The 12,855-nt window shown below is 42.8% G+C and carries 11 protein-coding genes; 5 read left to right on the top strand and 6 right to left on the bottom strand.

Annotated elements, in window-relative coordinates; all coding sequences use genetic code 11:
* Position 1: 1 nt before the first annotated feature.
* Entirely contained in the window at positions 2 to 1,075 is a 1,074-nt protein-coding gene (gene lipA, locus H9W84_RS06575) for a lipoyl synthase (RefSeq protein ID WP_239742547.1), read from the bottom strand.
* Between the two features lie 390 nt (positions 1,076 to 1,465).
* Between lipA and acnB the strand changes: the two genes are divergently transcribed.
* Positions 1,466 to 4,066: a bifunctional aconitate hydratase 2/2-methylisocitrate dehydratase gene (gene acnB, locus H9W84_RS06570; RefSeq protein WP_239742546.1), complete on the top strand. Its 2,601-nt coding sequence runs from the start codon at positions 1,466 to 1,468 to the stop codon at positions 4,064 to 4,066.
* Positions 4,067 to 4,228: 162 nt separating this feature from the next.
* Here acnB and dinB read toward each other — a convergent pair whose 3' ends face one another.
* Positions 4,229 to 5,284, bottom strand: a complete 1,056-nt coding sequence (dinB, locus tag H9W84_RS06565; protein WP_239742543.1) for a DNA polymerase IV — start codon at positions 5,282 to 5,284, stop codon at positions 4,229 to 4,231.
* A gap of 400 nt (positions 5,285 to 5,684) precedes the next feature.
* Between dinB and H9W84_RS06560 the strand changes: the two genes are divergently transcribed.
* Positions 5,685 to 6,692 carry a TerC family protein gene (locus H9W84_RS06560; protein ID WP_275579722.1) on the top strand — a complete coding sequence of 336 codons (1,008 nt, stop codon included), beginning with the start codon at positions 5,685 to 5,687 and terminating at the stop codon, positions 6,690 to 6,692.
* A 63-nt stretch (positions 6,693 to 6,755) separates the two neighbouring features.
* Here the strand turns inward: H9W84_RS06560 and H9W84_RS06555 are convergent, their stop codons facing one another.
* The 3 genes from H9W84_RS06555 to H9W84_RS06545 form a co-directional block, all read right to left on the bottom strand.
* Complete coding sequence (locus tag H9W84_RS06555; protein ID WP_239742541.1) at positions 6,756 to 7,688, bottom strand: manganese-dependent inorganic pyrophosphatase; 933 nt, start codon at positions 7,686 to 7,688, stop codon at positions 6,756 to 6,758.
* Positions 7,689 to 7,815: 127 nt separating this feature from the next.
* Complete coding sequence (locus H9W84_RS06550; RefSeq protein ID WP_239742539.1) at positions 7,816 to 9,000, bottom strand: aspartate aminotransferase family protein; 1,185 nt, start codon at positions 8,998 to 9,000, stop codon at positions 7,816 to 7,818.
* 79 nt (positions 9,001 to 9,079) lie between these two features.
* On the bottom strand, positions 9,080 to 9,292 hold the full coding sequence (locus H9W84_RS06545; protein WP_201666419.1) for a DNA gyrase inhibitor YacG: 213 nt from the start codon (positions 9,290 to 9,292) through the stop codon (positions 9,080 to 9,082).
* A 90-nt stretch (positions 9,293 to 9,382) separates the two neighbouring features.
* Between H9W84_RS06545 and H9W84_RS06540 the strand changes: the two genes are divergently transcribed.
* Positions 9,383 to 10,021 (top strand): class I SAM-dependent methyltransferase, encoded by a 639-nt coding sequence (locus tag H9W84_RS06540; RefSeq protein ID WP_239742537.1) that lies wholly within the window; start codon positions 9,383 to 9,385, stop codon positions 10,019 to 10,021.
* Here the strand turns inward: H9W84_RS06540 and H9W84_RS06535 are convergent.
* Positions 10,018 to 10,962 (bottom strand): RDD family protein, encoded by a 945-nt coding sequence (locus tag H9W84_RS06535; RefSeq protein WP_239742534.1) that lies wholly within the window; start codon positions 10,960 to 10,962, stop codon positions 10,018 to 10,020. The genes H9W84_RS06540 and H9W84_RS06535 overlap by 4 nt on opposite strands.
* A 305-nt stretch (positions 10,963 to 11,267) precedes the next feature.
* Between H9W84_RS06535 and H9W84_RS06530 the strand changes: the two genes are divergently transcribed.
* Together H9W84_RS06530 and H9W84_RS06525 are read left to right on the top strand one after the other, a co-directional pair.
* Positions 11,268 to 12,197, top strand: coding sequence for a DUF3025 domain-containing protein (locus H9W84_RS06530; protein ID WP_239742532.1), 930 nt, complete (start codon positions 11,268 to 11,270; stop codon positions 12,195 to 12,197).
* Between the two features lie 179 nt (positions 12,198 to 12,376).
* Positions 12,377 to 12,661 (top strand): hypothetical protein, encoded by a 285-nt coding sequence (locus H9W84_RS06525; protein WP_239742529.1) that lies wholly within the window; start codon positions 12,377 to 12,379, stop codon positions 12,659 to 12,661.
* Positions 12,662 to 12,855: the final 194 nt, after the last annotated feature.

Here is a 12,855-nt window from a genome sequence, read left to right as displayed (position 1 = left end):
ATCAACAGCCTGATTTTTTCATATCCACTTCTGATAACGGATTGGCACCACGGGTAGGACGTGGACAAGGTTCACCATAGTATTGACGATCGGCAAAATAGCTTGAGCGCACCATTGGGCCTGCCCAAATATTTGCAAAGCCCAATTTTTTACCGTGTGCAGTATAACGATCGAATTCATCAGGATGCACAAATCTATCAACTGGGGCGTGAGATTTGCTTGGCTGCAAATATTGACCGATAGTAATTAAATCGACATCATGCGCCTTTAAATCATCGAGCAACGCATAAACCTCTTCTTCAGTCTCGCCAAGACCTACCATAAAACCACATTTGGTAACGATATCCGGGCGACGCGCTTTGTAATCTTTTAACAGCTGTAATGAATGCTGATAATCCGACCCTGGGCGAAACGCTTTATATAAACGCGGCACGGTTTCGATATTGTGGTTAAACACGTCAGGCGCTGTGTCACTCAAGATATCAAGTGCCACTTGCTCACGACCGCGAAAGTCAGGGACTAAAATCTCAATCAAGCAATTAGGGCTTAACTGACGAGATTCTTTAATGACATTGGCAAAATGCTGAGCGCCACCGTCACGCAAATCATCTCGGTCAACCGAGGTAATCACCGCATATTTTAACCCTAGACCCGCAATGGTCTCAGCGGTGTGAATCGGCTCAAGCTCATCGAGCGCATTGGGGCGACCATGCGCCACATCGCAAAATGGGCAGCGACGGGTACAAATATCTCCCATAATCATAAAGGTCGCGGTACCATCACCAAAACATTGGGGCAGGTTAGGGCAAGCCGCTTCTTCACAAACCGTATACAGCTTTTGTTCACGCAAGGTTGATTTAATGCGCGCCACTTCACTGGGTGATGACAGCTTGACGCGAATCCAGTCAGGTTTTTTTGGGGTTTCTACCGTTGGAATGATTTTAATCGGAATACGGGCAACTTTATCATGGCCACGTAGTTTTTCACCCACTTCAGGACGTTTTGGCTTTTCACGAGCGATGGGTCTATCGGTGTGCGGCGTTGAAGGGGCAAAAGTTTGTACAGTGTCGGTCATTGCTATGATTAATCCTTGAATTCATTTAGCAGATTTTAGGGGGTTATTATAACAGAAATCTATGCTGACGAATTTAAACTATTTTGGGATAAGCTTTGTTGTTTAAAGTACAGAGCCAAAGTTATTTTTCATCCTAGTAAAAAAAGCGACAATCGGCTCAAACGCATTTATTAAAAATTATTGGGCTATTTTTTTAAAAAATAATGGCTATGTTAACAAAAACGTATTTTCTCATTAACATTTCATCACATTTCAAGTATATTAGAAGGGTTAAATTTTTTAGCCAAAGCCATGCTGGCTAGTAGCCATTTCAAAATTCAACTGTGTTGTGAAGAGGGCTTGCAGACGCATGGTTAACACAATAATCTTACATGACTATGAGGACGATTCATGCTAGAGAACTATCGTAAACACGTCGAAAATCGTGCGGCACAGGGTATTGTGCCACAGCCACTTAACGAACAGCAAACGGCTGATTTGGTTGAACTATTAAAAAATCCACCAGCGGGTGAAGAAGAAACACTTGTAGACTTATTAGAAAACCGTATTCCACCTGGGGTTGACCAAGCAGCGTATGTTAAAGCGGCATTTCTAGCGGCCATCGTTAAAGGCGAAACCACTTCGCCGCTGATTTCAAAACAAAAAGCGATTGAATTATTGGGTCATATGCAAGGTGGCTACAACGTAGAACCATTAATCCAAGCATTAGATGATAAAGAATTGGCCAAAGGTGCGGGCGACGCGCTGAAAAAAACCTTATTGGTATTTGATGCCTTTAATGATGTCACTGAAAAAGCGGAAGCGGGCAATGAAGTAGCCAAAGAAGTGTTACAATCTTGGGCAAACGCCGAATGGTTCACCAGCCGTCCAGAAGTACCAAAAAAAGCCACTTACAAAACCTTCAAAGTCACCGGTGAAACCAATACCGATGATTTGTCACCTGCCCAAGATGCATGGTCACGTCCAGACATCCCACTGCACGCATTAGCCATGCTAAAAAATGCGCGTGAAGGCATTGTGCCAGACCAAGACGGCGTGATTGGTCCGATGAAACAAATCGAAGAGATGAAAAAAGACGGTATTCCATTGGCATATGTGGGTGATGTGGTCGGTACCGGTTCAAGCCGTAAATCAGCGACCAACTCAGTGTTATGGTTAATGGGTGATGATATCCAAGGCGTGCCAAACAAACGTGCTGGCGGTCTTGTATTGGGTGGTAAAATCGCACCGATTTTCTTTAACACCATGGAAGACGCGGGCTCATTACCTATCGAAGTAGATGTTAGCAAACTTAACATGGGTGATGTATTTGATATCTACCCACATGACGGCAAAATCACCAAACATGATTCTGATGAAGTGATTGCAACTTTTGAATTAAAATCACCAACGCTTCTTGATGAAGTGCGTGCCGGTGGTCGTATTCCATTGATTGTAGGTCGTGGCTTGACCAACAAAGCCCGTGAATATCTAGGTTTGGGCGCGTCTGACATTTTTGCAAAACCCGAACAACCTGCAGACACCGGTAAAGGCTATACTTTAGCGCAAAAAATGGTCGGTAAAGCTTGTGGCGTAGAAGGTATTCGTCCTGGTGCCTACTGTGAGCCAAAAATGACGACCGTGGGTTCGCAAGATACCACAGGTCCTATGACCCGTGACGAATTAAAAGACTTGGCTTGTTTAGGCTTCTCTGCAGATTTGGTCATGCAATCATTCTGTCATACGGCAGCTTATCCAAAACCAATCGATGTAGAAACTCAGCACACACTCCCTGACTTCATCATGAATCGTGGCGGTGTATCATTACGTCCAGGTGATGGTATTATTCACTCATGGCTCAACCGTATGCTATTGCCTGATACCGTTGGTACAGGTGGTGACTCACATACCCGCTTCCCAATGGGTATTTCGTTCCCAGCAGGTTCAGGTCTAGTGGCGTTTGCTGCAGCAACCGGTGTGATGCCATTAGATATGCCAGAATCAGTTCGTGTACGTTTTGTCGGTGAAATGCAGCCTGGTATCACCTTGCGTGACTTGGTACATGCGATTCCTTACCAAGCCATCAAAGAAGGGTTATTGACCGTTGAAAAAGCCGGTAAGAAAAACGTATTTAACGGCCGTATCCTAGAAATCGAAGGTTTAGAAAACTTAACCGTTGAACAAGCATTCGAATTGTCAGATGCCTCTGCCGAACGTTCAGCCGCAGGTTGTACTATCACCCTGTCTGAAGAATCAGTAAAAGAATACCTAACGTCAAACATCACCCTACTCAAATGGATGATTTCTGAAGGTTATGGCGATGCCCGTACCATTGCACGCCGTATCAAAGGTATGGAAAGCTGGCTTGCCAACCCAACGTTATTACGCGCTGATGCAGATGCAGAATATGCCGCTGACATCACTATCGATATGAGCGCAATCAAAGAACCGATTCTTTGCTGTCCAAACGACCCAGATGACGCCAAAACCTTGGCTGACGTTGCTGGCGACAAGATTGATGAAGTATTCATCGGTTCATGTATGACCAACATCGGTCACTTCCGTGCAGCGGGTGCGTTGCTAAAAGAAGTACCGGCAGGTAGCTTAAGCACACGTCTATGGATTGCACCACCCACTAAAATGGATGCACGCCAATTGATGGATGAGGGTCTATACAATGTCTATGCACAAGCGGGCGCACGTACTGAAATGCCGGGTTGTTCACTGTGTATGGGTAACCAAGCGCGTATCGCACCAAAATCAACGGCTGTATCAACTTCGACCCGTAACTTCCCGAACCGTTTAGGTCAAGGTGCCAACGTGTACTTGGCTTCTGCAGAGTTGGCATCGGTGGCTGCGGTACTTGGTAAGCTACCTACCAACGAAGAATATCAACAATATGCTGGTAAGCTCAACAGCATGTCAGCCGATATCTACAAATACTTAAACTTCGACCGTATGAGCGAATATACTGAAGAAGCAAATAAAATTAACGTAGCACAGCTTACCTAACCATCGTTAAGTTAAGTTAGGCTCATCTAATTTTAATTAAGTAGGATAACAATAAAGTAAGACCCTGCAACATAGCAGGGTTTTGCTGTTGTTAGCATTTACATAAAAATTTTTTGCACGTTTAGCTAAAAAATATCTTGGCAAAATTTGGCTTATAGTGGTTTAGAGTAATGGCATCTGTGGCGAGGCTTCAGCTTGTAGCAAATTTGAATAAGTCACCCCAACCAAACGCACGGGTAAAAGTTTTGGGGTATGGTCATATAGCCATTGAATCCAATAATGGGCATCAGATTCCTGCTCAAAGTGGGAGGAAATACTATGAGAACGGGTAATCACACTAAAATCGCTGTATTTGATTTTAATGGTGATGGTGCGGGCTTTACGCTGCTTTTTTTGTAAATCTTTAAACGCTTGGCTATTTTCGCGATACAGGGCAGCCACAATGACTTTATCATCCATGGTATTGTGCACAAACGTTGTCTCAGAACCGACAGATTTATGGTTGCGCTCAGCTTTAACCTCTCGATTATCAATACCGTGGGCAATCTGGTGAAAGAAATCACCCCGTTTGCCAAAGTGTTGTTTTAATACGTCCGCTGGGGTATTGCGTAAATCCAATCCTGTAAATATACCCATGTCATGCAACATTTTGACGGTGGCTTTGCCAATCCCGTGAAATTTTTTTACCGGTAAATTGGCGATAAAGTCCAATCCTTGCTCGGGTGTAATCACCGCGATACCGTTGGGTTTATTTAAATCTGACGCGATTTTGGCAAGCATTTTGTTATAAGACACCCCGGCTGAAGCGGTCAGCTGCGTTTGTCGCAAAATCTGTTGGCGAATGCGATTGGCGATTAGTGTCGCAGAATTTTTTTCATGCGGGCTATTGGTCACATCTAGATACGCCTCATCCAGTGATAAAGGTTCGACCAGTGGCGTATATTGGTACATAATGGCACGAATTTGCTCACTAACTTCATGATACACCTCAAAGCGTGGTTTGACAAAAATTGCTTGTGGACATAGCTGACGCGCTCGATAGCATGACATGGCAGAATGCACACCGAACTTGCGTATCTCATAACTTGCTGCTGCGACGACACCGCGCCCATTGGGATCACCGCCAACGACCAAAGGTTTACCTTGTAACTCAGGATTATCCCGTTGCTCAACACTGGCAAAGAACGCATCCATATCGATATGAATAATTTTACGCATGGGTGTTAGTTTACCATCCTAACTGTATGGGGGAAGTATTTAATTAACTGTCTAAACGCTTAATACGCTAGCTAATTTAAACAATAAATTCAAAACGTACTGATTGATAAATTCAATTGATAAGTCGTCGTTAATCTGCTACATTATCGCTATCAAGGGGAGTAACTTCTCACTTCACCAGTTTGTGATTTATCGTCATTACGTAAGTAGCCGCTTACCGGTAAATCAGCTATTTTTTAGCCATATATTGAGCTAATTATCAAATAGTAAGCCAGACCTTGACTTAACACAACCACATATTTGGTCGGTGTGAGTCAAGGTTTTTTTGTGCTTAGCGTTTTTCCAAAATCCTTTGACTTATTGCCAACCATAGTTTGTAAATACACACTAAGGAGCGATAATGTTACTTGCAGCAGTGAATCAAATGACAGAACCCGTGAGCATTGGCAGTCCCATGCTATATGCTGTGTTCTTTGCTATCGTAGCGATACTGTTATTGGTTGATTTTTTTACCTTTAAAACCCCAAAAAATGGCGAAGCGGTTTCGATGAAACAAGCGGGTATTTGGAGTGCCATTTGGGTGGGCGTGTCTGTGCTGTTTGCAGGCGCTCTATGGTGGTATCTATCACAAAATTTTGGCGGTGCTATCGCCACTCAAAAAGTGGGCGAGTTTTTTACAGGATATCTACTGGAAAAATCGCTCGCCATTGATAACGTCTTTGTATGGTTGATGATTTTTGCGGCGTTTGCGGTGTCGCCTGCGATGCAACGGAAGATTTTACTGTACGGGGTGATTGGTGCGATTGTCATGCGGACGGTGATGATTTTTGCAGGGGCTTGGCTTGTCACGGAGTTTAGCTGGATTTTATATATTTTCGGTGCGTTTTTGCTGTACACGGGTGTAAAAATGTGGCAAAACCACGATGAGCAAGAAGACCCAAAGCAGTCAGGGCTGTATAAGTTTTTACAAAAACATCTGAAAATCAGCGATGACAGTCATGATGCGTCAGGTCAAGAGCGGTTTGTGTTGGTGAAAAATGGCGTTAAATATTTTACCCCGTTAGCGGTGGTGCTGATTTTGGTTGAATTGTCCGATGTGATTTTTGCGGTGGATTCGATTCCTGCAATTTTTGCGGTCACTACCGACCCGTTTATTGTTTTGACGGCAAACTTGCTGGCTATTTTGGGTCTACGGGCGATGTTCTTCTTGTTATCGGGTTTGGCGGATAAATTCCATTTATTGCCTTATGCGCTTAGTGTCATCTTGGTGTTTATTGGTGCCAAAATGCTGCTGCTTGATGTGTTCCATGTGCCGATGGCTATCTCGTTAGGCTTTATTGCCGCTGTGCTAACAGTGACAGCGATTTTATCGGTAAAATTTCCGAATTTGGGTAAAGTTGAATCATAAAAAATATTTTTGAATAAAAAAAAGGGCTAACAATTTAGCCCTTTTTTGTGAATTAAAAACTGACTATTGGGCATAAAATGCTTCTAAAGTAGGCACAAATTGTTTTTTTCGGCTGACCAAGTTACCCAAATCAAGCAATTTATCATTGAGTCTGGTATTAAATGCTTGCTCAATGATTTCATTTTGTGCATCGTTGCTACCAACCGCCCAAGATTGCTGTTTTAAAATATCAACAATAATAACTAGCATATAATCCAAGCCATCTCTTTGGCGGATTAGTTCACTGGCTTGTTGGATGCCCTCAATGCGCGACAACACCACATCAGGTTTAACAGTTTCGATACTAGCGATTGCCCATTTTTTATTTGAGAAAATAAACTGTTTATAATCGGTAGTGACTAACGCATCATCCGTTAAGTCGCTGATATTGCTTTTTGCATCGAATAATTGATTGGCAAAGCTGTTTATATCGTGAATCCCTGCAAGGTGGATGACTGCTTGTAACGCTTGCTTGTCACTGTCTGTAGTGGTAGGACCTGTCAGATTAAGCGTATCAGATATGATTGCACCTGCCATCAATGTTGCCATTTGCTGAGAAATCAGCAAATTTCTTTCCTTTAACATTTGATATAAAATGGTGCTGGTAGAGCCGACAGGCTCAAAACGAATATAGGCAGGTTCGGCAGTGGTTAAATCACCGAGTTTATGATGGTCGACAAGGTAACAAATATGGGCATCTGCTAGATTGGCAATCGATTGCTGGCTTTCGTTATGATCGACTAAAGCAGCGGGTTGGTCAGGCTCAAGATGGGTGAGTAATTCTGGTAATCGGACTTTAGCCAGTTCCATTAAAAATTTGGTTTCTTGATTGATATCATCTAAGCGGTAACTTTTGGCATCAATACCTTGTTGATTGAGCCAATAAGTCATGACGATGGCGGATACGATAGCATCGGTATCTGGTTTTTTGTGCCCAAAAACAGCAATGGTTGTCATAAAATTACCCCAATATAAAACACAGCTATTATATCATCTTGTCAAAATCAAACGGTTGACTGGCAAGTTTGCGATGAAAAAGCCGATATTGACTAATCGGCTAACTTTATCATTAAGTGCAAAAAAACTACAGGGCTGATTGGATAAGTGAAATAATGCGTTCACTAATTTGACTGGTTTCATCGGCACTCATGTTAAGCGGTGGCAATAAACGAATGGCATTACCGCCTGCCACATTGATGATTAGATGATGATTGTCACGCGCTTTATCGACTAAAGTATCAAATGCAAGGCCGCGATCCTGTGGCATCACCACCCCTAGCATCATGCCTGTTCCGCGTACAGTAACCCCTTGGCTACCCAGCTCGCTAGTGATTTGCTCAATCAATGCTGCGCTATTGCTCAGGGTAGTTGCCATCATATTTTCATCATCAATGACATCAATCACTTCACTAACCACACGGCAAGCAAGCGGCGTACCACCATACGTTGAACCGTGCGAGCCATAGCTAAAAATATCATTGGCTTTTGCCGTGGTCATGCACGCACCCACAGGAAAACCATTCCCTAATCCTTTTGCTGTGGTCAAAATATCAGGTTTGATGGATGAATGTTGATAAGCGAAGTATTGCCCCGTCCGACCATTGCCCGTTTGCACCTCATCTAAAATCATTAATAAGTCATGGTCATCGCAAACTTTGCGAACTTGGGTTAAAAAATCAAAACCATTGGTCGCGGTATTGACGCCACTTTCACCTTGGATAGGCTCAAGCATCACAGCGCACACATTGTCGTTATCGGCAATCGCTTGGCTAATCGCTTCAATATCCCCAAAAGGCACACGAATAAAATCATCATCTAAGGTAAAAAATCCAGCTCTAGCCATTGGATTTGCGGTGGCGGATACGGTCAGTAGGGTGCGTCCATGAAACGATTTTTCCATCACAATCACTTTGGCTTGGGTTTGCCCACGATTTGATGCAAACAGTCGCGCCATTTTTAATGCCGCTTCGTTGGCCTCGGCACCACTATTGGCAAAAAATACTTTATCCATGCCTGCGACTTGGCATAACTTTTCACCCGCGCGCTCTTGCCAATCAATACCAAAAAGATTGCTGGTATGTACAAGCGTTGCGGCTTGATCGGCAATCGCAGCAGTGATACGCGGATGACAATGACCCAGGCCACAGACAGCAATCCCTGTTAACGCATCCAAATACGGCGTTCCGTCAGCGGTATAAAGGTAACTACCTTGACCTTTAACAAAGCTAATGGGCTGGCGTTTATAGGTGGGAAGTAAATAAGAGCTCATGGGGATTCCTTTAATCATAGTTAGCGAATCATAGTCAGCGAGTCATAGCTAGCGCAATCACTAACCAATCAACTCTACGTTATTTAAAAGCGTCTAATTCGTCACTAAACGGGGTGTCTTCTGCACCGACTTTATAATCCTCATTCGCCCATGCGCCTAAGTCAATGAGCTTACAGCGTGCACTGCAAAATGGCTTGGTAGGATTATCTGCCCAAACGGTGGGTTTGCCGCAGCGCGGACAGGGGTAAGTTTTGACTGGCGCATTTGATGGGGTGTGCTCGGTTTTAGACATAAACAAAAGGTATTCTGAAAAATGGTGTATCGGATTATTTGCCATAGTATACTATAAATCCTTTTTTTTGGGCGAATCAAGCGACTGTTCATGCTAAGTCATCAATTTACCAGACCGTTTCAACCCGATCGTATCCGTCATCCCAGAGATTTTCAGCCACTTGCCGCAACATTTTGGCATCAGCCCGCCATTTTTCTTGAAATCGGTGCAGGGAAAGGCAAGCATGCGCTGAGTTTTGCCAGCGATAATGCCAATGTCCATCTTATCGCGATTGAACGTACCGCAGAAAAATATCAAGCCATGCAAAAAATGGCGAACCAAGCGCAGTTGTCTAATTTAACCACTATTCATGCCGATGCCATTGCTTGGGTCACCCATGGTGTACCCGCGCAAAGCTTGTCAGGGGTGTTTATTCTTTATCCCAATCCAGAGCCGCACAATCCCAACCAACGTTGGCTTAACATGCCGTTTTTTGAGTGGTTGCTGTCTCGGTTAAAACCAAGTGGTGAGCTTATACTTGCCAGTAATATTGAAAGTTATATTAATGAAGCCGAGCATAAAGCACAGACGGTTTGGCAAGTACCGGTGGAGAAAACCCAAGTACCCAATCATAGTGAACGCACGCATTTTGAAGTGAAATACCTAGCGCGTGGCGAGACCTGTTGGCAACTGAGCATAAAAAAACCGCATGGTTATACCACACGGTTTGATGATTTTAAGTTACTTTAGTCAGGTTTTAACGCAAGGGGTGTGGTTTGGGTGTCATCGGCACGTACCACATAAGTTTTGGCGATTTTATCATGCAGGCTTAATCGCTCTTTGCTGGTGAGCATCATGACCAAATCAACAACTAACACAACCAAACCAAAAATCGATAAAGAGTAAGCCAATGTGGTAAATAACCCACGCATAATGATTAAGTTAAAAAATCCAGGAATGGCATTGGACTTGCGATCCAAAATACGTATGCCCATTATCATCTTACCGATGGTCTGACCACGGCGCATCAATAATAGGACTTGCGCAATCATTAAACCCCATACCAAAATATTGGTTAACAACAATATATGCTCAGGTAATGCTGACATGAGTTCCATCTGCTGGGCAGAGGTCAAGCGGGTTTGTCCGGCTTCTGCCCATTTGAGTAACTTATCAAAATTTGGGCTGTTATATAGGGAGATAAACAGCGGCGACGACGCCAATACCATAAGCAGGGTATCTACTAATTTTGCTGCGATACGACTACCGATGCTAGCAAGGTCTAACTGTTTTTTGGCGTGTGCAATGTCTTGGTTCGCGCTAAGTTTCTTGGTCAATGTGACCTTGGTAGGGTTAGGGGATTTGTGCGGGTTATTCACTGAATACCGATCCCAAACATTCTCAGAATCTTCTGAAGGCGATATAGGATTAGGCGTGTTGTTAATAATATAATCTGCTTCATCAGAAGCGGGCTGCTCACGTTGGTGGGCATCGACTGACAAGCTTTCATCAATTATTGGACGGTAAAAAAATTGCCCATCCGTCATCGCATTGACCGTGTTCCAGTTATCCATCCCTTGATGCCACATCAAATCAGTGAGTAACACTTGCCCTGTGGCAAGCATTTGATTAAGTTGTTCAAGGGTATAAGGGCCGGCTTGCACATTATTGCGAGCTAGAAAAATATGCATGTAATAACTCTACTTCTACTGGGTGGTAAAATTTGAATGACTGTATCTTATTATATGATGTTTTGCAACATCGTGCTAAAAATCGCTTATTATGCAAAACAGGTTATACAAACATGCCATTCAAAAAATCGCAATAGCTTGATGAATTGAAGTCAACAGTATCTAAACCATTAGCTATGCTTGGCTGGTAATGATTGGTAGGTGGTAATTATCTGTCATGGGGTTAACCAAAAGTATGCTAATATTTTTCGTTCAGCCTACGATTATTTTTCTTATTCTTATTCTTATATTATCAGATTGTATTTATGTCAGCGACTCATCCCACCAACGCCATCATTGATTTTGATAAACCTTGGTATCACTATTTGACTTATTTTCCGAATTTTCCCAAGCTTGACGCAAAACATACTCATTCAATACATAGTCATGCCCTTGCTATCAATGCTATCAATATTGTTGAAAATTTGAATGCTTGTTTGGATAGATTTGAGGATGTAAACGCCAGCCGTATAGCCAATTTTGAAAACTTACCGATTCGCTTTGTTGACCAAGCGTGTCTGCCTGAGGGTGAGGCTTATGAGAGTTTTATTGCCAAGACAGGGAAAATTCCAACCCGTGACAATCACCATGATTTGCTTAATGGTTTAATTTGGTTGAATTTTCCGCAGGCTAAAGCGGTATTTAACGAACTCCATGCCAAAGATATTTTGCGACATGGTATTCATAACGCCAGAACAGCGCTGCGTAATGCGTTAACGGTATTTGATGAAAATGGCGGCATTGTGGTGAGTTCAGATAAACTATTGCTTGAACAGTTACAAGCCTTTAAATGGCAAGCGGCTTTAGTCACGCATAGAGCAAATTGGTTGGGTCAACATCGTACCATTGCCTTTTTTCCATTTGGTCATGCCCTGCTTGAAAAATTAGTTAACCCAAGAAAAAATATCACCAGTCATACCTTGCTGATTTTAGTAGATGAGGGTTGGTTTGAGCAATCTATAGCCAGTCAGAGAAACCAGCTTGATACCGCAATTGCTAGGATGTTTAGACAACTGGCAATGCCAGATTTGACGGAGAATGGAGTTAAGCTATCATCCAAAAGCTTTCAGCCGTTACCTGTAATGGGTATCCCTGGCTATAGTGATGACAATGTGATACCAGAATTTTATCAAGATGAGGCTGTTTTTAGGCGTCCAAGAGCGTTCAGCGCGCCTATTTTTCCATTACATGATTGATTACACCAGTGAACAGACAATTTATAGCAGTGGCTAGAGTGGTTGGGGTGATTACCCAGTCTATGAATCTTGCTTGATAAAAGCCGGTTAATCCGTTAGCATTAAAGCAATCTCTAGTTCATCTAGCCGCATTTATTGATAAAACTCATAATGACTAATAAAAATATTGGAGCATCGGCATGACCACCAAAGTCGTCAAAATTGACAATAAAGTTCGTATGATTACAGGTAAATTAGCCCCACATCTTGAAATTCAATGGGAAAATTATACGTTAGCAGAATTGCAATCATTGCTTGCGACGGTGGTGCGTTTTGAAATTGAGCACAACTTTCGTCGTCATAAAGATTATAAAGATAGCAAAGGCGCTAACATTCAAGTGTTTAATGATGGCAACGAACTCAAAGTCACAAGTTTAAAAGATGAGTTACTCATCATCCGCGATAGCCAAATCGATTCACAATAACTATCAATCCGCGAATCAATCAAAATCCAAGCCGAATGACTTGGATTTTTTTATGAGTTAGATTTTTTCGCCATGTTGTTGGTGATTGTTGAGGCGAAGTATCACGCTAAACGCTCAATGATTGGCATTGATAAAAAAATAATCGATAGCCATCTAAGCATGGTATAATTGTCAGTTTTTATTGACAAGCGAAT

The sequence above is a fragment of the Moraxella tetraodonis genome, from assembly GCF_022359095.1.
In the GTDB taxonomy this organism is placed as follows: Bacteria; Pseudomonadota; Gammaproteobacteria; order Pseudomonadales; family Moraxellaceae; genus Faucicola; species Faucicola tetraodonis.
This window is presented reverse-complemented; position numbering and strand designations above follow the sequence as displayed.